The organism is candidate division KSB1 bacterium, from assembly GCA_034506335.1.
Lineage (GTDB): Bacteria > Zhuqueibacterota > Zhuqueibacteria > JANLFK01 > Oleimicrobiaceae > Oleimicrobium.
The window spans coordinates 1-20,514 of record JAPDPR010000034.1; the positions used below are offsets into that span (position 1 = coordinate 1).

Here is a 20,514-nt window from a genome sequence, read left to right on the forward strand (position 1 = left end):
TCCCCTGGACACATCTGCGCGCTTTGCCTGGCCCCCCAACTTTTTTCTCGGGCTGGAGATGTCACCCGAACCAGGCAATCCCGATTCCGTCTCGCTGAGCGCAGACCTGAGTGTGGTGCGCGTCCACAATCTTCACCTGTCAGCGGATACTCGCTACGTGCTGGCAATTCTGGGTGCGCGAAGCAGCACTGGAGCCCTCTTGCAGACGCCGACGGTGATGACTTTTACGACTGGCTCCACGTTACCCACCGCCACCGTCAGCGGCAAGGTCACTCTCCCGGGCGGTGACGCCTCAGGAACACTTGTGGCCCTGTTCAGCAACCTCGGCATGGGGCCGGAAGCTTTGGCAGTGGCACTTCCACCCACAGGAAACTTCACAATCAACTACGTGCCCCCGGGGGTTTACTATCCAGTCGCCATCAAAGACGTGGACCACAGCGGGGACACGGACCCCAATCCAGCGGTGGATCTGATGGCCGCGTACGACCCCGACGGTGACGGCCTCCTCGACAACATTGTGGTCGAGGAAGGTGCCATGGTGACGGGGGTTGATCTGACACTCCACTCCTTTGCGCCTCTGACCGCCAGGCAGCGTTTTGACCAGGTTGTTGCACTAGCGCAGACCGGTGGACAGGACCCGCGCCTAGTGATGGTCGGTTGCCAGCATTTCTCTCCGTCCGGCGAGGCACCGCTGTGGTTCTACGTCTTCTGGGCACCAGGGGCAGACGCTGCTCTCGGGGTGATGGCAACATCCTTCTTTTTGGCCCCTTTTCCTTGGGAGGAAGAACTTCCGGACACGACTGCCCTTCCTGTGGACTGGGTGGACAGCGGGGTGGCTGCAGATTCGGCGGAAGCCAACGGGGGCGCCGAGTTCCGGGAGACCCACCCGGATGCAGAGGTTGAGGCTTTCCTGAGCCACATTGAGCTGCCGGGATCCGCCTCCCTGCTGAGGCCGTTGCCCAAGAATGGCGCCAGCGCCGCAACTGGACATCGGAGAGGCCTTCTCCAGCACGTGGACTTCCTGGTACAGCGGGGTGGACCGCCGCACTCGCTGCCTGCATCCTGCGCACTTGTCCAGGTGGGCGAGCTCCACCCTGCATGGCTGGTGCAGTACAACTCAGACCTCACCGGCGATTTTCTCGCGATCATAATGGACGCGCAAACTGCTCGTGTAATCTTCAGGTGGCCCCCACCAGTTCGCGTCACAACCGCCGCTTTCAACATCCCGGCCGCCGCTCAGGCCGCCCAGGGCTGGGCTTCAGATGCGCGGCTCGTTTGGCTGGGCAACCACCAGAGCAGCCTCACGCCTTCGGGCCAGTCGGAGATGTGGTACTACGCCTTTTACTCGCCGTCACTTGCCACCGGACACCTTTTCTTCTTCACTGGCGGGATGTTACTGGCGGACATGGATGCCGCGCTCCCCTTCACCGACCCGCTCCCTCAGGGTTGGATCGACAGCGACATAGCGGCAGCGGTAGCCGAAGCTCAAGGCGGCACCGCCTATCGCACGGCTCACCCGGACGCATGGGTCCAGGCTATGCTTGGACCAGGCTTCTACCCATGGGAGCCAGGCCGCCCTGTGTGGTGGCTGCACTATACCTCCAGCAGTCCCGAAGAGCTTTCATTGTGGATTGACCCTCTGAGCGCGCAGCTTCTCACCAACGTGGACAACCCATCAGAAGGCGAGACCATACCGCGAGCCTTCGCTCTGCTCCAGAACTTCCCAAATCCCTTCAACCCGCACACGGCGATTGCCTACCACCTGCCCCAAGCGGCAGAGGTGGAAATCCTCGTTCTTAACGTGAAGGGAGAAAAGGTGGCGACGCTGGCTGATGGTTTTCGCGCAGCAGGCTTCCACAAGGTCCTCTGGAACGGGACTGACGCCGCAGGCAAGCCGGTGGCAGGTGGCGTCTATCTCTGCCGCCTGAGCACCCCAGGCTTTGTGGCAGCGAGGAAGATGCTCTTGTTACGGTAGCAGACCCAGGGATGCGACGGCGAGACCGCTCTGCCAGCTCATCCCGATGAGGGAAGCGAATCTTCTGGAAAAGACGACATTAAGGAAGGGGGACTCACATCGTCGCAATGCGACCACGTGGGTGAACTAAGTTTTTGTGTGGGAAGCAAACGTGGGGACAGCTCTCTTCGGTGGTCTCATCTCTTGACGATGTTCGGATAGTAGCCCGGTCGCGCGGACCCATGTCCATCTCCGCAAGAGAAACCGATAGGCGCGCCGCATCTCCGGAAAGTATTTCGCTGCGAGCGTGCGATACAATGCCCCTGCGCTCTCACCGGGCCGAGAAGGCCACGCAAAGCGATGCGCGGCGCGATATTCCTGAAGCAACTGTTCGTCGAAGTGCTTTTCAGCCTCCCCGGCGATCGCGCGCACTATCCAAGCAACGCCGCCACAAGGCCCCTTCGGCGTTAGGTTTCGCCGCGTGCCGCACCGCGGAGACGGTCAGACTTACCCCTTTTGCGTCAATCTCCAACTTTCGGAAGGATCCACCAAGACACTAGTCGCTTCACACCTGCTATTCGTGGTGGGAGGCGCTTGCGCTTGACGGTCTTTTTTCGCCTAGGGCAGTTGGGGTCGAGTTGGGTGCGTGAATATGCCGGAGGCAGGTCAGGGATGATGCGGTCAGGTAAATGCCTTTATGCCCGCAGTCTACACTAACTGCATGGGTCTGGTGCGGAAGGCTTGAGCGCTCCACCCCAAGGACTTGCCTTGGGAGGAAGGCTCTATGCAGCCGTCAAGGTGCCCAAGCTGCCTCTTGACTGTGGACATAGGCACGGCGACCGAGTGCCGTCAGGCCGCGACCGCGGGGGCTTCGCAAGCGACGTTCGGTCTCCGGGCTGCGCCCAACAACTGAGAATGCGGCTCAATGCCGGTGTTGGCCTGAAGTACCAAGCCAACCATGAGCGCGCCGTCGGCGAGCGGGGACCATGATCTACCACCACGGGGGCACATGCGAGGTACCGACATCGGAGCTACGGGGCTGCCTCAGCGCCCTCTACCTTCTTTGCCTCATACGCAGAGAGCGCGCATGACCGGCGAGGCCTTCGGCTTCGGCCAGTCTTATTCCGTCTTCCAGGGGAGCTGTGGCGACCTTACCTTGAACCCTCAGCACCGTCTGCACCTTGAGAAAGTCGCGCACGCTCAGGCCACCCGTGTAGCGAGCCGCGCCATTGGTAGGGAGCACATGGTTAAGCCCACTGCTGTAGTCGCCCAAGGCCTCCGCGGCTCCCCCTCCGACGAATAGAGAGCCGTAGTTACGCAGCCCAGCAAGATAAGGTGCTGGATCGCACACCTGCAGCTCCAGGTGCTCAGGCGCCCGTTCGTTGGCCACCAGGATGGCCTCCTCGACCGAAGCAACCAGAATCATGGCTCCGTTTCTCTCCAGTGCCAGGCGGGCCGTATCAGCAGTAGGCAGGCTTTGCAGTTGACGCTCCACCTCATCGTGCACGCGGTTTGCCAACGTCGCACTGGTGGTGACGAGTAGCGGGCAGGCGTCAGGGTCGTGCTCGGCCTGGGCCAATAGGTCAGCTGCCAGCAGCTCGGGGCTTGCAGATTCGTCGGCGATAACCAATACCTCGCTTGGGCCCGCAACAAAGTCGATGCCCACCTGGCCGTAGACCTCTTTTTTCGCTGCGGTCACAAAGGTATTGCCAGGCCCCACAATCTTGTCCACGCGCCGTATTGTTTCAGTGCCGAAAGCCATGGCCCCAATCGCTTGCACTCCCCCGATGCGGTACACTTCGTCTGCACCGGCAATATCTGCCGCGGCCAATATCGCCGGATGCACGCTCCCCTGCCACGTGGGAGGCGAACAGACCACCACCTGCTCTACTCCGGCCACGCGTGCCGGCACCACGCCCATGTACACCGAGGAGATGAGCGGAAAGCGCCCTCCAGGCACGTACACCCCTACTCTGGCAATTGGCACGACCCGCTGGCCAATGAAGCACCCCGGCTCGATTTCCATGTCAAAGTCTTGGTAGGCAGCTAATTGGCGGGCGCAGAAGGAGCGCAGGCGCTCAACGCTCCGCGTGATGGCGGCGACCAACTCTGGCTCGACGCTTCTATAGGCTGCGGCAATCTCCTCGCGCTCCACCCGCAGACTCTGCAACTCGACACCATCAAAACGGCGAGTGAGTCGACGCACCCCTTCATCGCCGTGTTCCTTCACCTCCTCAAGCAAGGGGCGCACCGCCTCTATGGGCAAGGCCACACTTTTGGCGCTCGCCCGGCGAAACTCATCAGCAGTCACGACTCGCATCTCTTACCTTCACCGTCTTTTCGCTTTGCGTTCCGTGGAGCAATGCGTCGCCGCCGCAGCTCGCGGAAGACCGCCTCCACCGGCACGCCCTCCTTTGCCAAAAGCAGCGTCAGAAAGTAGAGCACGTCGGCTGATTCCCAGATCAACTCCTCGTGCGTGGCTGCACTCACCACCTCATTTGCCTCCTCAACGAGCTTTGCCCGCACCTGCTCGCCGGACAAGCTGGCTGAGTAAGAATCGGCTGGCGCCTCGGCCAGCCTCCGCACCAGCACATCGTAGAGCTCCTGCAGGGAAAAGCTTCGGCCACCGAAACAGGTATAATTGCCAGTGTGGCACGCGACCCCTTTCTGTTCAACAGTGAAAAGCAATGTATCGCGATCGCAATCCATCCGGGCGCGCACCAGTCGCTGCGCGTTGCCAGAAGTCTCCCCTTTTGTCCACAACTTTTGCCTGGAGCGGGAATAGTAGCAGGCGTTACCTGTGGCGAAGCTCTGCGCCAGAGAGTCGCGATTGCTGTAAGCGAGCATTAGCACCTGGCCGGATGTGTCGCACGCGATGGTGGGCACCAGACCCGTGCCCCAATCGACCGCTGCTGCGAAGGCTTCTGCAAGGGTCATCGCCCCGGTGTAGATGGCCATCCCCAACTGGACATCCGCATTCAGGGACGAAAGCCTGGCTACCTCCTCCGGCGAGGCGATGCCTCCCGCCACCGTGACCCGCATCCTTGCCTTCTCCACCACCTGCCGGACCATCTCCAGGTCGGTGCCGGACATCAGCCCTTCGCGCTCCACAGTGGTGAACAGAACCTCGCCTGCATATGCCTGCAACGTCTCCACCACGTCCAGAACCCGCACTCCTGTCCGGTGCCGCCATCCCCTGGTGACGACCTCGCCCTGGTAGGCATCCACCGCCACCACAACGCGGTCTTTACCCACCGCCTGGGCCAGTTCCTCCAAGAACGCCTTGTCGACCCCTTTGGCCGAAAAGGCTCTAGTGCCGACAATCACCTTGCTCGCCCCAGCCCCGAGGAGGCGCACGGCTTTCTCGACTGAGCGCACACCCCCACCAACCCGACAGTCAGCCACGGTGCATAGCTGCCGGATGAGGCGCTCGTTGTCGCCTTGCTCCAGCGCCCCATCTATGTCCACTACCGCCACCTCGCCATAGCGATCGAATTCCTTTGCCAGGGCGAGTGCATCGTCGCGCTCCAGCACCTTCTCCCGCCCCTGACGCAGTTGGACTACCTTCCCCTTGCTCAGATCAATAGATGGAATGATCATCGAATGGGCACACCCTTAGCTTTGAGATACTTCTTTATGTCCGCAACCGTGTATTCCCGGTAGTGCAAGAGCGAAGCAAGGAGTACCGCATCTGCGTGGCCGTCCACGATGGCTTCGTAGAGTTGCTGCAAAGTGCCTGCGCCACCGGAGGCAATGACGGGTACGGCGACAGTATCGGCCACGCGCCGAATCAGCTCTACGTCGTAACCTGCTCGTGTGCCGTCGCGATCGATGGAATTGAGGAGGATTTCACCGGCTCCTCGCTCTTCGGCCTCTTTGGCCCATCGCACGACGTCTATGCCGGTGTCCTCGCGCCCGCCTTTGACAAAAGCATGCCAGCCATTCCCAACCCGTTTAGCATCGATGGACAATACGATGCACTGAGAACCAAAGCGCATCGCTCCTTCAGTGATAAGGTTGGGCTCCTCCAGTGCGGCGGTGCAGATGGCAACTTTGTCGGCACCTGCCAGGAGCGCATCGCGCATGTCCTCAACAGTGCGGATGCCGCCTCCCACCGTGAGAGGCACGAACACGCGGTCGGCCACCCTTGCCACCACATCTAGGAGCGTGCGCCGGCTGCGATAGCTTGCGCCAATGTCCAAAAAGACAATCTCATCTGCACCCTGCTCGTTGTAGGCCATTGCCAACTGCACGGGGTCCCCTGCACGACGTACGTCCCGAAATCGCACCCCCTTCACCACATGGCCATCTTCCACGTCCAGGCAGGGGATGATACGCGTGGTCAACATCGTTCCACCCAATTGGCGAGCACCATGAGGCCGGCATCGCCGCTCTTCTCGGGGTGAAATTGTACGGCCCAAACGCGGCCACCTCCAACCGCTGATGCATAGCGCACACCGTACTCGGTCCACCCGATAACGTGGCGCTCGTTTTCGGGTTTGGCATAATAGCTGTGTACGAAGTAGAAGAACTCGCCTTGTGCCAGCCCTGCGAAGAGCGGACAATTCTCAAAGTTCACGTTGTTCCAGCCAATCTGTGGCACTCGTCGCGCATTGAACCGGTGACAGCCCCCGGCCAGCACGCCGAACCCCTCGACGCCGGGGGACTCGTCACTTCGCTCCAAGAGCAGTTGAAGTCCAAGGCAGATGCCCAGGAAAGAGCGCCCCTCTTGCACCCACGCGCGCAGCGGCATGAATAGTCCCGCATCGCGAAGCCGCTGCACTGCCTGACCGAATGAGCCCACGCCTGGAAGCACAATCCTATCCACTTCTTCCAGTTCGTCTGAGGTGCGCACTAGGCGGTGGGCCACACCAAGGTGAGAGAAAGCTTTGCTTACCGAGCGCAGGTTGCCGGCGCCATAGTCAACAATCCCGACCATCGATGATTCCCTTCGTGCTGGGGATCTGACCTGCAGCCCGGGGGTTGAGCTGACACGCCATGCTGAGGGCCTTACCGAACGCCTTGAAAATGGCCTCCATCTTGTGGTGATCGCTCCGCCCATACGGCATTCGCACTACCACGTTTGCACCCGCGTGCACCGCAAAGGCATAGAAAAAGTCCTCCAGCAAGTCAGTGTCGAGGTCCCCACAGAACTGTCGGCTAAAGTGGGCGTCGTACTGCAAGTAGGGGCGGCCGCCCATGTCCACTGCCACCACCGCCAGCGCCTCGTCCATGGGATAGACGAAGTAGCCGGCGCGATTGATGCCGCGCGCGTCGCCCAGGGCCTGCGCGAAGGCTTTGCCCAGAACCAGACCACAGTCTTCCAGCAAGTGGTGTTGGTCCACGTGTAGATCGCCGCTGGCGGTCATGACGAGGTCAAACAGCCCGTGGCGCGCCATGGCCTCCAGCATGTGCGTGAGCAACCCGATCGGGGTCGATACCTGTGCCTGTCCCGAGCCGTCAATCACGAGTTCAACGACAATGTCTGTTTCTCGTGTATGGCGCTCCACGCGCGCTGATCGCTTCACAAAAGTGCCTCCCGTACGCTGTTGACATCCGCGAGCACCAAGTGTGCACCGCGCTGAAGAAGAAGCCGCTTGTGGGCCTCACGCTCCTGCTCCGTACCGAACTGTGCGACACCTACTGCCATCAACCCTGCGCTCGCAGCCGCGGCAATGTCGTCGACCGAGTCGCCGAGGTACCATCCTTCAGTTGCCTGGAGTTCCGCCAACGCACGACATAGACCGTCCGGCTTGGGCTTTTGCCGTTCTGGCGGCAAGTCGTCCATGGTGACCACCGTGCCAAAGAAGGTGCGCATGCCGGCCCGCTGCAAGGTCCATTCCGCCTCCGCTCGCGGTCTGCCTGTGACTATGCCCAGGGCATACATGGCTGCCAAGCATTCGGCTACCTCACGCCGCAATAGCCACCGCTCGTTACAGATCAACCCGTCAAAGTTCTCGCCCAGGTACAGTCGCTGAAAAACGCGTACGACAACTTCGTAAGGGACCTCTACGCCCAGATCACGCAGAGCCTGCTGGGTCAGTTGCCAGTCGTTGTTGAAGCCCCCCGCGTCCTTGTATGCCTGGATGCGCACGGGGGACAGTTCTCGTCCCGAAAAGTACGCCACCGTCTGGGCGATGGCGAGCCGATAAGAGCGGGAGACATCCACGAGCACCCCGTCCATGTCAAACAGGACGGCCCTCACCCCAATTCCTCCAGGGAAGCAGAAAGTGCTGCGACAAACTGCTGGTTTTCCGCGGCAGTGCCGATGGTCACGCGCAACCATTGGCTTAGCGCTCCGCCGAAGGAGCGCACCAGCACGCCGCGCTCACGCAGTGCGCCGAATAGACGTGTTGCCGGCACATGTTCGTGGCGAAAGAGGAGAAAGTTCGCCCGCGATGGCACCACCACAAGCCCCCGCATCTGTTGCAACCTAGTAAGGAGTTTCTCGCGCTGATTGACCACTTCTCGAGTTGCCTGCTGCATGAGGGTCCTATGGGCGAGCACCACCTGGCCGGCAACCTGTTGGAAGACACCCACCGAGAACGGAAGTCGTGCCTTACCGATTTCTGCCACAAGCCCGGGAGGGCCGACCAGGTACCCCAATCGGAGCCCTGCAAGTCGCCAGCCCTTGGAAAAGGTACGCAGCACCACCAGATTGCCATGGTGTCGGAGCAGAGGCACGGCGCTCTCCCCGTGGAACTCGAAATAGGCTTCGTCCACACACACCAGGCAGTCGACGCGTGCCACGAGCCGCTCCATTTCATCGGGAAGCATGGACGTGCCGGTGGGATTGTTTGGCGAGGCAAAAATCACCAAGCGCGTCCCCTGAGCGGCCTCCGCCATGGCCTCCGCATCAAAGGAAAAATCCTCCCGCAGAGGTACCTCCCGCACCGAGACACCGAGTGTCGTCGCCACCCTGCTGTACACGGCAAACCCTGGCGACACGGTGACCATCACGTCGCCGCTCTCGCAGGTGGCGGCCACCACCGCTTGGATGAGCTCATTGGAGGCATTCCCCACCAACACCCATTCCGCCGGTACTTCCACATACTCGGCGATGGCCTTGGTCAATTCTTTCGCTTGGCCGTCGGGGTAGCGCTGCCAGGCGGTGGCGGCCAGACGCGCCAGAATCTCCTGCTTCACCGGTTCCGGAACATCAGCCGGGAATTCGTTCTGGTTGAGTTTGACAATCTGTTGCTCTTGCGGCACCTCATAGCGCGACAGCGCCAGCACCTGCTGCTTGATCAGCGTCATACGATCACTTTCCTGAACTCGTACTCCAGGATGTCGGTGGCGCCTAGTTTCTTCAGCATAGGAATAAGGCGAATAGTCTCTGATCGGCGTACGGCGGCCTTGACTGCGTAGCCTTGCTCACCGTAAAGCTGGGCCACTGTGGGGGCACGCATGCACGGGAGCAGTCGCACCACTGCCTCCAATTTCTCCGCCGGCACGTTCATCTCCAACATGACCCGCTCGCGCGCGTTGCGCACCGCCTCGAAAAGCGTTGCCAGCTCCTCGATCTTTTCCCGCTTGCGCTCATCGCGCAATGCCTGGGGATTGGCGATAAAACGCGTAGATGATTGCATGATGGTCGCCACCACTCGCAACCCATGTTGGCGGAGGGTTTGGCCGCTGGCCGTATTGTCGATGATCATGTCTGCGTCTTCCGGGGGAAATGCCTCGGTGGCCCCATAGGTGCGCAGCAGGATAAAGTTGTAACCCTGCTCTTCCAGGAATTGGCGAGAGATCCGCTCGTATTCCGAGGCAACCACGATGCGCCTTCTGCGAAGCTCTGTCTTTTTCATTGCCGCTGGCACCGCAGCAACTATGCTCACTGGGTCAAGGCCCAGGTCGATGACCTCTTCCACCTGCGCGCCCGTCTCCACGATCCAGTCAAGACCAGTGAAGCCACAGTCGTGCGAACCCAGCTCCACGAGCTGCGCGATGTTCTGCGGCTTCATGATCTTGACTTGGAGCTCCGGATCGTTGACTTGCGGCACATAATGGCGATCGTTCTCGCGCAAGGTAAAGCCAGCCTCGGCGAGAAGACGAACCACACCGTCGTGAATGCGCCCCTTAGGAATAACAAGCTTAATTCTACGCATGTCCTCCTCTGCTCTTGACAATCCGTATCAACTCGTCCAGCCCTCTGAGGTAGCTTTCTGCGCCGAGTCCGGAAATCTGCGCTGCGCACACGGGCGCGATGACCGAGACCCGGCGAAACTCTTCGCGGGCGTGAATATCAGAGAGGTGCACCTCCACTGCCGGCAAGGCCACGGCGCTCAACGCATCGCGCAGGGCATAGCTGTAGTGCGTCAGCGCGCCGGGATTGATGAGAATCCCGTCCGCCCATCGGCGCAGTCGGTGGATAAGGTCGATGAGCTTTCCCTCGTGATTGGACTGCACAATCTTCACGCGCACACCCACGCTGCGCGCGTGGCGTTTGATGAGCGCGTTGAGCCGGCGCAGGCTCATGGTGCCGTAGATTTCCGGCTCACGTTCTCCTAAAAGGTTAAGGTTCGGCCCGTGGAGCACCAGCACGCGCAGCATTCTTTCACCCCTAAGCCAGGACATGGGCAATCGCCCCTCGCAGCTCCTCGGCGCGCAGGTCAGTGACAACGTGCGGCCACCCCACATCTCGAACTGCTACAAAGTGCATGATTCGCGCCACATGCTTCTTGTCGCTGGCCACAAAGCGCAGCACCAGATCCGGGTCGATGCCGGCGGTGCGCACAGCGCAGGGCAGACGCGCCAAAAGGGCGTCGACCTGCTTGTAACGATCCTCCGAAAGCAGCCCTCGCTGCGCGGAGATCCAGGCGGCAGCGCGCATACCCAGCAATACCGCCTCACCGTGGCGAAAGGTCTTGAACCCCGTGGCTGCCTCCAACGCGTGGCCCACGGTGTGGCCAAAGTTTAAGACGCGCCGTATCCCGTTCTCCCGTTCGTCTACCCGGACAATACGCGCCTTGATCTGGCAGCATTCCTGAATGACCCAGGAAAGGAGTTCCTTTTCCTTCAAGGACAGCAGAATATCGAGCTTCTCCTCCAGTACGTGGAAGAGCTGCGGGTGCGCTATCACCGCGTACTTCAGCACTTCGGCAAAACCCGCACGGAGATCGCGCCTGTTGAGCGTACTCAGCACGGAGGGATCGCTCACTACGCATCGGGGGTGGTGGAAAGCCCCGATCGCGTTCTTTCCTGCAGGGTGGTTGATCCCGGTCTTTCCGCCGACTGCACTGTCAACTTGGGCCAACAGGGTCGTGGGCAGTTGCACCAGTGCTACACCACGCAGGAAAGTTGCCGCTACAAAGCCCGCAAGGTCGCCAATAACACCGCCTCCTAAGGCCACGATCGTCGCGCTCCGGTCAAAGCGCCACTCGAGCAATTTGCCCCACACACTCACGCACCGGCGAAGCGATTTACTCCTTTCCCCTGCGGGCAAAACTAAGGTGTGCACTTCTAGACCGGCGTTTTGGAGCTGCTCCGAGACCAGCGGAGCATACCGCGGCGCCACATTGCTGTCGCTCACCAGCGCCACCTGCGGCCCGGACAGGTGTGGTACCACCAATTGGGCCAGGTGCTGGAACGCGCCGGGCTCCACCCACACCGGATAGGCCAGCGTTCCTATTTTGACCTCAAACGCCCCCATAGTGGCGATGGAAGACCTCCACAAGTTGTTCCACCAACTCTTCGACCGTGGTATCGTCCTGCACCCCGATCACCACCTGGGCCCGCATGTAGCGCGGCTCGCGCAAGGCCAGCAGGCCACGGATGGCCTCCGCGCGTCTCTCCCCGGCTCCCACCTGCAGCAGAGGACGTGAGGTGTCAGCGTCAAGTCTCCGCTCCAGAGCTGTCGGAGAGCATTTCAGGTAGACTGTCACCCCGGTCTGTTGCATCCTCTGCCAGTTCTCGTCGTCCATAACAGCACCACCCCCCACTGCCACCACTTGCTTCCCTTGCCGACTCACCTGCTCAACCACCTTCCGCTCCAGGGCACGGAAGTATCGCTCTCCCCGCTCAGCAAAGAGCGCCGCCACCGTTTGACCGCTCTGCCGCTCGATGAGCTGGTCGGTGTCGACGAAGCGCAAGCCAAGTCGTTTCGCCAGGGATTGCCCAACGGTCGTCTTGCCTGCGCCCATGAAGCCGATCAAGTAGAGGGTAAGGCGCTTTCTACCTCTTGAAGACACGGCGCAGCTCCGGGAGTGAATCGCCACCAAATGCGTCGAGTATCGCGTCGGCCAAGACCAGGGCAACCATGGCCTCGGCCACCACGGCGGCTGCCGGGACTGCACAGACGTCTGCGCGTTCGCGGTGCGCTGGTCTTGCTTGGCCGCTCTGCAGGTCCACCGAGCGCAAGGGCCTGCCCAACGTAGGGATAGGTTTCATCGCCGCACGCACCACCACCGGTTGGCCGTTGCTCACGCCCCCCTCGATGCCGCCAGCGCGGTTGCTTGTCCGCTTTGGCGTGCCACCTCGCCCTGGGAGAATCTCGTCATGGAGCTGAGAGCCCAGCAGTGCAGCACCCTCCCACCCCATCCCCACCTCGACGGCTTTTATGCCGGGAATGGACATAAGCGCCATGCCCAGGAGTGCATCCAGACGGCGGTCCCAGTGCACGTAGCTGCCCAGCCCCAGGGGTACCCCGACGGCCACAACCTCCACCACGCCGCCCAGCGTATCACCGGCCTCACGCGCGCTGTCGATGGCCGCAGTCATGCGCCGGGCTGCCTGCGGGTCCAGGCAGCGCACTGGAGAGGCATCGGCCTTGGCACTGAGCCTTTCGCACCATTGCACTGCCTTGCGTCCCGCCAAGGCAGGGACCTTCTCAACCGCACGCCAACAACTCCAGTGCCCACCGATGGCACATACGTGTCCGGCTATGCCCACACCGAGCTCCGCAAGCAGTTGTCGAGCCACTGCCCCCAGTGCCACGCGCATAGCCGTCTCCCGCGCACTTGCCCGCTCGATAACATCGCGCAGGTCCTTGTGGCGGTACTTGGCGGCCCCTGCCAAGTCCGCGTGCCCAGGCCGAGGCACCGTCACAGGCTCCGGAGCGGACTCGCTTTTTTCCGCGTCCATGATCGTGCGCCAGTTTTCCCAGTCGCGATTGCCCAGGAGCAACGCCACCGGTGCACCGGTGGTCAAACCGTGCCGCACTCCTCCCACGATTTCCACCCGGTCTTGCTCGATCTGCATGCGCGCGCCTCGGCCATGGCCGGCCTGCCGCCTTTTGAGCTGCCGGTCGATCTCCTCCCCACTTACGGGCACCTGTGCAGGCATCCCCTCCAGGATCCCCACCAGCATCTTTCCGTGCGACTCCCCCGCAGTCAGATAGCGCAGCCTACCCATGAGCTCCTAACTCCTTGCTCAATCGCGCACGCAGGCGGTGGTAGAGACCATCCTCATCCGCCGGTCGCCTTCCGGACCATAAGGCCATCGCCTCCAGCCCCTGGAAGATGAACATCTCCAGGCCCGAGATAACCTGCGCGCCTGCCTTCTCTGCCTGCCTTATCATCGCGGTCCGGAGAGGATTGTAGACCAGGTCAAATGCCACCATACCGGAATGGAAAAAGGAACCCGGCACCGGAGACTGCCCGTGGTGGGGCCACATACCCACCGGGGTGGCGTTGACTACCAAGCCGGCCGTTGCAAGGCTCCTCCGCAACGCTTCCTCATCCCAGGGGAGAACCACCAGTTCGGTAGTATGACTGGTGCTGGAAAGTTCATGCACCAGCTGCTGCCCCCGTCCGATGGAACGAGCGTGCACCCGCACCCCAGCTGCTCCCTGCTGGGCGAGTGCCCACACAGCGGCACGTGCCGCGCCCCCTGCACCTAACACCACGACATTCTTACCTTGCGCACTCACGCCGTGGAGGCGCAAAGCTCGGGTAACGCCCACCACATCAGTGTTGTATCCGACAAGTCGCCCCTGCTCGTTGACTACCACGTTCACCGCGCCCAACGCGCGCGCCTCTGGTGCAAGCTCGTCCAACAGCGGCACGATGGCTTGCTTATGCGGGATGGTCACGTTCACCCCCATCACGCCGAGGGCCCTCAGACCCGCCACCGCCGCCGGTAGGTCGGCGGCACGTACGCGAAACGCGTGGTAACACCAATTGAGGCCCAGCGCCTCGATGAGCAGCCCTTGGAGCAGGGGGGAAAGCGAGTGCTCCACAGGATCGCCCACCAGGCCCAAAGTCCTCGTGCACGCGTCAACCATGCCGCAGTGCCTCAAGAAATGCGAAGAATCCCGGAAAGGAAATGTCCACGCATTCTGCCGAGCGAATCACGGTGGGGCCCTTGGCCACAAGTGCTGCCACGGCAAAGCTCATGGCGATGCGGTGGTCGCCAAAGCTCTCCAGACTTGCACCCCGGAGCTGCTGAGGACCGGGTATGGACAGCCCATCCTCCAGCTCTTCCACCTGGGCCCCCATAGCGCGTAGATTTGCAGCTACGGCCCTGATCCTGTCGCTCTCCTTGACGCGCAGCTCTTTGGCGCCACGGATGCGTGTGAGCCCCCGGGCCTGCGTGGCCACCACCGCCAGCACGGGCAGCTCGTCGATGAGCCTTGGCACCAGCGAGCCGTCCACCTCAGCCGCCCGCAGCGGAGCCCCCTCGACCAGCACATCGGCCACCGGTTCGCCCTCCCCGCGTTCATTGTGCACGGTGATGCGAGCCCCCATTGCGCGCAGAACGTCCAGGGCACCGGTGCGTGTGGGGTTTACCCCTACCCCCAGCACCTCCACGCGCGCACCAGGGACCATTGCAGCGGCAGCGATGAAGAAAGTGGCCGCAGAAATGTCACCTGGGACAGACAGACTAGTACCGCGCAGCACTGCTGGCCCGCGCACTCCTATGCCCCCGCCATGTCCCACCAGCTCTGCGCCAAAGAGAGGCAGCAGGCGCTCGGTGTGGTCACGCGTCTGTGCCGGTTCCACCACCGTAGTTTCGCCCGAGGCGTAAAGGCCAGCCAGGAGCACTGCCGACTTAACCTGTGCGCTGGCCACGGGCATGTGGTAGTCGATGGGACTGAGCGGTCCGCCCTCAATGACGAGCGGTGCCAGGCCACCCGGCTGCGATTCGATGCGCGCCCCCATGCGGGTAAGGGGCTCGATTACTCGCGCCATCGGTCGTTGCCGCAGGGAGGAGTCCCCGGTGAGCGTGCTCCTAAACCGCTGTCCCGCCAACACCCCGGCCAACAGCCTCAGCGTGGTGCCTGAGTTGCCGGCGTCCAATGGGCGTGAGCAAGGTTGCAGCCCTCGCGGTCCCACGCCGTGAACCACCACCTCTTCGCCATCGTGCTCAATGCGCACACCGAGATCCCGCAGGCAAGTCATCGTGCTCTGCACATCGCGCCCCGGGCAGAGGTTGTAGATGCGCGTCTTGCCCTCGGCAATGGCACCCAGAATCAGCGCCCGATGAGACACGGACTTGTCCCCTTGCACCATCATCTGGCCGCGCAACGTCCCGCCGGGGATGATCTCGTAATCCATGGGTCTACTCCACCCTCCTCGTGCGAAAGCCCAGTCCGCTGATCAGCTCTTCGGCGCGAGTGCGGCACCTTTCTGACTCAAACGCCAAACGGATGCTTCCGGCCTCCCCTTCCCGGACCTTGAGCACCTCTATATCCTTGATGTTGATCTGCTCGGCGGCCAGCGCTCCTGCCATAGCCGCGATCACACCCGGCCTATCTTCCACCTGCACCACGAGGTCAAAGTGAGGCTTGAGGAACCCTTTGGTGTCGCGTGGGATTGACAACCTGCTCCTCGCAGCGCTCTCAAACTCTGCCTCCAGCTCGCCGGCCAGCAGCTTGGCCCTTATGTCCTGCAGTGCGGCAATGTATTCGTCCACAAAAGGGACGATTTGTTCGAGGTTGGTGGCGAGCACGTCTTCCCACATCCGGTAAGGGCTGGAAGCAATGCGGGTCATGTCCCGGAACCCTCCTGCAGCCAGTTTCAGGACATGCGGCATGTCTGTCTGATGACGCGCCACCATGTTCATTAGTGCCACGGCCAGCAGCTGAGGAAGATGGCTCACGGCTGCTGCCACCCGGTCGTGGAGAGCAGGACTGGCGATCAGGACCTTGGCCCCAACCTTTTCCAACAGCCTGCCTAACGAGCGCACCACGTGGGTGGGCGTCTGATTTGCCGGCGTGAGCACCCACACCGCGTTTTCGAACAGAAGCGGGTCGGCGGCGCGTAGGCCTTGCCGTTCCGACCCAGCCATTGGGTGCCCCCCGACAAAGTACTGCCCGGGGGACAGCACCTCTTCAGCCCTTTGCACAATCGCCCGCTTACTGCTCCCCACATCGGTTACAATAGTGCCTGGCCGCACTGCCGCCGCCACGCGGGGCAACAGCCGCAGAATCTCGGCGATCGGCGTGGCCAACACCACCAGCTCCGCCTCGGCCACACACTGCTCAGTCCCCTCTTTGCCAAAGGCGACATCAACCGCGCCAAGCTCCTTAGCCAGGGCGGCAATAGAGTCCTCGTCCACGCCCAGGACTCTTGCCGTGGGGATCTTGCGTTTCAAAGCCATGGCCAGCGACCCCCCGATCACACCCAATCCGATGATCCCCACCTTCAGCTTATCCTGGCTCATGGTGCCTCCGCCACCCGCCTGCCGATGGCCCAGGCGATGATGCGCAGCTCCTCCATGAGGTGCGCGAACTGCTCGGGGAGCAGAGACTGAGCGCCGTCCGCGAGCGCCTCATCGGGTCTGGGGTGCACTTCGATGAGCAACCCGTCTGCCCCTGCCGCGACCGCTGCTCGAGCCATGGGCGCCACCTTGTCGCGCAACCCGGTGCCGTGGCTCGGATCGGCGATGATGGGCAAGTGGCTGCGTTTCTTCACCACCGGTATGGCGGAGATGTCCATCGTGTTGCGGGTGTAGGTCTCGAAGGTGCGAATGCCTCGTTCGCACAGGATAACCTCCGCGTTGCCGGCCGCCATAATGTGCTCTGCCGCCATGAGCCACTCCTCGATGGTAGCGGCCATGCCTCTTTTGAGCAGCACCGGCTTACCAGCGCGACCAGTCTCCTTCAAGAGGGAAAAGTTCTGCATGTTCCGCGCGCCTATCTGCAGGATATCCACGTACGAGGCTACTAGCTCCACATCGCGCGCCTCCATCACCTCAGACACGGTGGCCAGCTCATGCGCCCGCGCCGCCTCGTGCAGGTAGCGCAACCCTTCCTTGCCCAGGCCTTGGAAACTATAGGGCGAGGTGCGCGGCTTGAACGCTCCGCCGCGCAGGATGCGCGCACCCGACTTCCTCACCAGGGCCGCCACCTCGTGAATCTGCGCCTCGCTCTCCACCGCACAGGGGCCCGCCATCACCACTACCTCGTCCGCGCCAATCTCCACATTGCGCACCCGTACCACCGTATCCAAGGGGTGAAAAGCGCGGCTGGCCAGCTTGTAGGGCTCGGTGATGCGCAGCACCTCGTGCACCCCGCGCATGACCTCCAGCTGGCGCGTGTCCACCCCACGCTTGTCGCCAATGGCACCGAGGATAGTACGGTTCACCCCGGTGGAGCGATGCACGCGAAATCCCAGGGCGACCAGCTTTTCTTCTACTGCTTGAATCTCCTCGGCCGTGGCATTGTCGTCCATGACGACGACCATCACGCACCTCCGCCGCGTTGCTCCGATGGCGGCTCTCAGGACACCGCCGGCAGGCGCTTGAGCGCCTCCTGGACCTTTTCGATCGGGTAAGCGTAGTCTTCCAACTTGCCGCTGAGATAGCCCTCGTAGGCCGCCATGTCGAAATGACCGTGACCGCTGAGGTTAAAGAGGATGGTCCGCGCCTTGCCCTCCTTCTTGCACTGCAATGCCTCGTCGATCACCACTCTGATGGCGTGGTTGCTCTCCGGTGCCGGCACGATGCCCTCGTGACGGGCAAAGGTCACACCCGCTTGGAAGGTCTCCACCTGGTTTACCGCGCGCGCCTCCACTAGCCCCAGGCGATGCAGGTGGCAGACAATAGGGGCCATCCCGTGGTAACGCAGGCCACCGGCATGCACCGGCGGCGGCACAAAATCGTGCCCTAAGGTGTACATTTTGAGCAACGGCGTCAAACCGGCCGCGTCGCCATAATCGTAGGCATAGAGGCCCTTCGTGACGGTGGGACAACTTGCCGGCTCCACGTTGATCACCCGTAGGTCCGGGCGTGTGCCGTCGATTTTGTCCTTGACAAAAGGCAGGTAGAGGCCGGCGGCGTTGGATCCTCCTCCGATGCAGCCGACGATGATATCCGGGTACAAGCCGGCGAGCTCCATCTGGCGTTTGGCCTCGAGCCCGATCACTGTCTGGTGCAGCAGCACATGGTTGAGCACGCTGCCTAAGGAGTAGTGGGTGTCGTCGCGTGTGGCCGCCTCCTCTACGGCCTCGCTGATGGCGATGCCCAAGCTGCCGGGGCTATTCGGATCGCGCGCCAGCACCGCACGCCCAGCCTTGGTTTCGGTGCTGGGACTGGGCACACAGGTGGCACCCCAGGTCTCCATGAGCACGCGGCGATAGGGCTTATGCCGGTAGCTGACTGCCACCATGTACACCTTGACCTCCACGCCGAACAGCATCCCGCCCAGCGCGAGGGCACTCCCCCACTGGCCGGCCCCCGTCTCGGTGGTGATGCGTTTGATCCCCTCCTTCGCATTGTAGTAGGCCTGCGCCACCGCGGTGTTGGGCTTGTGACTACCAGCAGGGCTCACCCCCTCGTATTTGTAGAAGATACGTGCTGGGGTATCTAAAGCCTTCTCCAGACGTCTGGCCCTGTACAAAGGCGTGGGGCGCCAAAGGGCGTAAACGTCCCGCACTTCATCGGGAATATCAATCCAACGCTCAGTGCTCACCTCCTGCATGATGAGCGCCATGGGGAAGAGGGGCGCCAGGTCATTGGGCCCCACGGGTTTGCCTGTGGCCGGGTGCAGCACCGGCGGCAGCGGCTCCGGCAAGTCCGCCTGGATGTTGTACCATTGCCGCGGTATCTCCTTCTCCTCCAGCTGGTACTTGATTCGGTCCATCACGCACTCCTTTCGGCTTTACTACCCGTCTAACCTGGGTGCGTCCCAGGGCCAGTCACTCGTCGAAAATGAACGTCGGTTCCTGATAAAACCGGATAGATTTGCTCCTGATCTTTTCCGTCAGGTGTGCCTGCAACCATTGATTGAGCTCGGCCGTACTCTTGTCCCCCGCCAATACCCCCAAGGGTAGATTGAAAAACAGGGCCCTTTTCGGAACCAACACCCGCGTGATCCCGCTGGGTACTTTCACGTTATTGGTGGTCAGTTCGACAATTTCGGTCTTGGTAAAAGTACGGAAGGAGACCAATGCGCTGAACTCCGCATAGTTCCGGCGAAGGTGGTCAAGGTTGGTGTAGCTGACGCGATCCATGTAAGCGGAACCGTGGTAAAGCCGCGTCACCGCCCCTAGTAAGTGCACGATGTGGAAGACGTCCCCATTGGCGCATAGTGGCAATGTCGTGCCGTCCGGAAATTGGAGGCGGGCTATAACTTCCTCATTGGTCCCGTCACCAACCGCGAGCCCGTCGATCTTGGCCAGCTCGCGCGCAAAGTAGCTCCTGTCCAGCCGTTCCACCGCGTGATGCCACTGGGAAACCACCAACCCCGGATCAAAAAGGTCGATCTCTTGAACCAGGACATGCCGGAACCCGAGCCTGCGAAGCGCGGTGATGCGGTTGGCGCCGTCCAGCAAAATCCGCCGCTTGGCGCCGTTCACATCTGCCACAATGGGCGGGTTCCTGAGGATGCCGTCTCTTTCTATCTTGGACACCAGGAGTTCCGCGCGCTCCTCATCCGGTTCCTCGTGAAAAAGTATGTCGTCGATGGGAAGGATGGCAAGCCGCGGGAGCTCGCCAATCTTCAGCTGGTCGTTGATGTGCACCACGCGACCTCCTCCGTTATCTCTCCTGCAGGCCGCGACATGCGGCCACAATTGCCATGAAGATCTGCCGCAGCGCCAACGGTGGGAAGGGACCTTCTGCCTGCGTCTCTATCCGCGCGAGGATTGCCGCCTCCCGCTCCGGGTCGTGCGCTGCCAGTCCAAGGCGGCGCTTCTGTGCGCCGATGGCAATGGCGCAACGAGCGCGCTCATGAAGCAACCTGACAAGCTCCCGGTCGATCGCATCAATGCGCGTGCGCATCTCAGTTATCGATTCATCCATCGATCGCCTCCGGTGGGGGAACCTCAACCCTCGCAAAGCTCGAACACTAACCACAGATAACACAGGTTTTCAAAGACATCGGGCCGTTCGCCGCGCCGGCAGTGTCGTCCCTGTGATGCGCGCGACTCTGCTCGCCGTTGGCGGAGGCGACCCTGCGTCCAGCCCGATGGAACCACTCACCCGTACCGGTCACTTACGCCGGCAAAATCGATGTTGCCCCCATGGCTGCGTACACCCGTCCCACAACCCGCCCATCCAAATACTCTCAAGCAAAGAACATCTGTGAGTATCTGGGCCCATCTGTGGTTTCGCTTTACTCCGGGCTTCTCAACGATGCGTAAGAAGCCCCAAAAACAAAAGCCCACCACTTTGTGCTG

General features: G+C 61.9%; 20 protein-coding genes. 1 reads left to right on the forward strand and 19 read right to left on the reverse strand.

Annotated features, from left to right (window positions below; translation table 11 throughout):
* A partial coding sequence (locus ONB25_10320) for a hypothetical protein (GenBank protein MDZ7393274.1) occupies nucleotides 1-1,975 on the forward strand: 1,975 nt, incomplete at its 5' end.
* A 1,033-nt stretch (nucleotides 1,976-3,008) separates the two neighbouring features.
* Here ONB25_10320 and hisD read toward each other — a convergent pair.
* The 19 genes from hisD to ONB25_10415 are packed head-to-tail and all read right to left on the reverse strand — an operon-like array spanning nucleotide 3,009 to nucleotide 20,137.
* Entirely contained in the window at nucleotides 3,009-4,274 is a 1,266-nt protein-coding gene (hisD, locus tag ONB25_10325; protein ID MDZ7393275.1) for a histidinol dehydrogenase, read from the reverse strand.
* On the reverse strand, nucleotides 4,262-5,554 hold the full coding sequence (gene hisI, locus ONB25_10330; GenBank protein ID MDZ7393276.1) for a phosphoribosyl-AMP cyclohydrolase: 1,293 nt from the start codon (nucleotides 5,552-5,554) through the stop codon (nucleotides 4,262-4,264). Before hisI ends, hisD begins: the two co-directional genes overlap by 13 nt.
* A complete protein-coding gene (hisF, locus tag ONB25_10335; protein ID MDZ7393277.1) occupies nucleotides 5,551-6,303 on the reverse strand; it encodes an imidazole glycerol phosphate synthase subunit HisF in 753 nt (250 codons plus the stop codon). Before hisF ends, hisI begins: the two co-directional genes overlap by 4 nt.
* Nucleotides 6,297-6,893 carry an imidazole glycerol phosphate synthase subunit HisH gene (hisH, locus tag ONB25_10340; GenBank protein MDZ7393278.1) on the reverse strand — a complete coding sequence of 199 codons (597 nt, stop codon included), beginning with the start codon at nucleotides 6,891-6,893 and terminating at the stop codon, nucleotides 6,297-6,299. Before hisH ends, hisF begins: the two co-directional genes overlap by 7 nt.
* Entirely contained in the window at nucleotides 6,877-7,482 is a 606-nt protein-coding gene (hisB, locus tag ONB25_10345) for an imidazoleglycerol-phosphate dehydratase HisB (GenBank protein ID MDZ7393279.1), read from the reverse strand. Before hisB ends, hisH begins: the two co-directional genes overlap by 17 nt.
* Nucleotides 7,479-8,159 carry a TIGR01548 family HAD-type hydrolase gene (locus tag ONB25_10350; protein ID MDZ7393280.1) on the reverse strand — a complete coding sequence of 227 codons (681 nt, stop codon included), beginning with the start codon at nucleotides 8,157-8,159 and terminating at the stop codon, nucleotides 7,479-7,481. The genes hisB and ONB25_10350 overlap by 4 nt, the downstream gene beginning before the upstream one ends.
* Nucleotides 8,156-9,211, reverse strand: a complete 1,056-nt coding sequence (gene hisC, locus ONB25_10355; protein MDZ7393281.1) for a histidinol-phosphate transaminase — start codon at nucleotides 9,209-9,211, stop codon at nucleotides 8,156-8,158. Before hisC ends, ONB25_10350 begins: the two co-directional genes overlap by 4 nt.
* Nucleotides 9,208-10,062 carry an ATP phosphoribosyltransferase gene (gene hisG / locus ONB25_10360; GenBank protein MDZ7393282.1) on the reverse strand — a complete coding sequence of 285 codons (855 nt, stop codon included), beginning with the start codon at nucleotides 10,060-10,062 and terminating at the stop codon, nucleotides 9,208-9,210. Before hisG ends, hisC begins: the two co-directional genes overlap by 4 nt.
* Nucleotides 10,055-10,531, reverse strand: coding sequence for a type II 3-dehydroquinate dehydratase (gene aroQ / locus ONB25_10365; GenBank protein ID MDZ7393283.1), 477 nt, complete (start codon nucleotides 10,529-10,531; stop codon nucleotides 10,055-10,057). Before aroQ ends, hisG begins: the two co-directional genes overlap by 8 nt.
* Nucleotides 10,518-11,630, reverse strand: a complete 1,113-nt coding sequence (aroB, locus tag ONB25_10370) for a 3-dehydroquinate synthase (GenBank protein MDZ7393284.1) — start codon at nucleotides 11,628-11,630, stop codon at nucleotides 10,518-10,520. The genes aroQ and aroB overlap by 14 nt, the downstream gene beginning before the upstream one ends.
* Complete coding sequence (locus ONB25_10375) at nucleotides 11,593-12,144, reverse strand: shikimate kinase (protein ID MDZ7393285.1); 552 nt, start codon at nucleotides 12,142-12,144, stop codon at nucleotides 11,593-11,595. The genes aroB and ONB25_10375 overlap by 38 nt, the downstream gene beginning before the upstream one ends.
* Nucleotides 12,128-13,297, reverse strand: coding sequence for a chorismate synthase (gene aroC / locus ONB25_10380; protein MDZ7393286.1), 1,170 nt, complete (start codon nucleotides 13,295-13,297; stop codon nucleotides 12,128-12,130). The genes ONB25_10375 and aroC overlap by 17 nt, the downstream gene beginning before the upstream one ends.
* A gap of 1 nt (nucleotide 13,298) precedes the next feature.
* A complete protein-coding gene (locus ONB25_10385) occupies nucleotides 13,299-14,177 on the reverse strand; it encodes a shikimate dehydrogenase (GenBank protein ID MDZ7393287.1) in 879 nt (292 codons plus the stop codon).
* Entirely contained in the window at nucleotides 14,170-15,450 is a 1,281-nt protein-coding gene (gene aroA, locus ONB25_10390; protein MDZ7393288.1) for a 3-phosphoshikimate 1-carboxyvinyltransferase, read from the reverse strand. The genes ONB25_10385 and aroA overlap by 8 nt, the downstream gene beginning before the upstream one ends.
* Before the next feature lie 4 nt (nucleotides 15,451-15,454).
* The gene (locus ONB25_10395; protein ID MDZ7393289.1) at nucleotides 15,455-16,558 is read right to left on the reverse strand and encodes a prephenate dehydrogenase; all 1,104 of its coding nucleotides are present in this window, start codon (nucleotides 16,556-16,558) and stop codon (nucleotides 15,455-15,457) included.
* Nucleotides 16,555-17,580, reverse strand: a complete 1,026-nt coding sequence (aroF, locus tag ONB25_10400; GenBank protein ID MDZ7393290.1) for a 3-deoxy-7-phosphoheptulonate synthase — start codon at nucleotides 17,578-17,580, stop codon at nucleotides 16,555-16,557. Before aroF ends, ONB25_10395 begins: the two co-directional genes overlap by 4 nt.
* Before the next feature lie 35 nt (nucleotides 17,581-17,615).
* Nucleotides 17,616-18,977, reverse strand: a complete 1,362-nt coding sequence (locus ONB25_10405) for a TrpB-like pyridoxal phosphate-dependent enzyme (protein ID MDZ7393291.1) — start codon at nucleotides 18,975-18,977, stop codon at nucleotides 17,616-17,618.
* 55 nt (nucleotides 18,978-19,032) lie between these two features.
* Nucleotides 19,033-19,860 (reverse strand): hypothetical protein, encoded by an 828-nt coding sequence (locus ONB25_10410; protein ID MDZ7393292.1) that lies wholly within the window; start codon nucleotides 19,858-19,860, stop codon nucleotides 19,033-19,035.
* A gap of 13 nt (nucleotides 19,861-19,873) precedes the next feature.
* Nucleotides 19,874-20,137, reverse strand: a complete 264-nt coding sequence (locus ONB25_10415) for a chorismate mutase (GenBank protein MDZ7393293.1) — start codon at nucleotides 20,135-20,137, stop codon at nucleotides 19,874-19,876.
* Nucleotides 20,138-20,514 lie beyond the last annotated feature (377 nt).

Coding starts and splice junctions, on each gene's coding strand:
- aroF (MDZ7393290.1), bottom strand. CDS start 17,580: ATGGTCGTCGTCATGGACGACAATGCCACGGCCGAGGAGATTCAAGCA.
- aroQ (MDZ7393283.1), bottom strand. CDS start 10,531: ATGTCCTGGCTTAGGGGTGAAAGAATGCTGCGCGTGCTGGTGCTCCAC.
- aroA (MDZ7393288.1), bottom strand. CDS start 15,450: ATGGATTACGAGATCATCCCCGGCGGGACGTTGCGCGGCCAGATGATG.
- ONB25_10405 (MDZ7393291.1), bottom strand. CDS start 18,977: ATGGACCGAATCAAGTACCAGCTGGAGGAGAAGGAGATACCGCGGCAA.
- hisH (MDZ7393278.1), bottom strand. CDS start 6,893: ATGGTCGGGATTGTTGACTATGGCGCCGGCAACCTGCGCTCGGTAAGC.
- ONB25_10385 (MDZ7393287.1), bottom strand. CDS start 14,177: ATGGTTGACGCGTGCACGAGGACTTTGGGCCTGGTGGGCGATCCTGTG.
- hisI (MDZ7393276.1), bottom strand. CDS start 5,554: ATGATCATTCCATCTATTGATCTGAGCAAGGGGAAGGTAGTCCAACTG.
- hisF (MDZ7393277.1), bottom strand. CDS start 6,303: ATGTTGACCACGCGTATCATCCCCTGCCTGGACGTGGAAGATGGCCAT.
- hisC (MDZ7393281.1), bottom strand. CDS start 9,211: ATGACGCTGATCAAGCAGCAGGTGCTGGCGCTGTCGCGCTATGAGGTG.
- ONB25_10395 (MDZ7393289.1), bottom strand. CDS start 16,558: ATGAGCCAGGATAAGCTGAAGGTGGGGATCATCGGATTGGGTGTGATC.
- hisG (MDZ7393282.1), bottom strand. CDS start 10,062: ATGCGTAGAATTAAGCTTGTTATTCCTAAGGGGCGCATTCACGACGGT.
- hisD (MDZ7393275.1), bottom strand. CDS start 4,274: ATGCGAGTCGTGACTGCTGATGAGTTTCGCCGGGCGAGCGCCAAAAGT.
- ONB25_10415 (MDZ7393293.1), bottom strand. CDS start 20,137: ATGGATGAATCGATAACTGAGATGCGCACGCGCATTGATGCGATCGAC.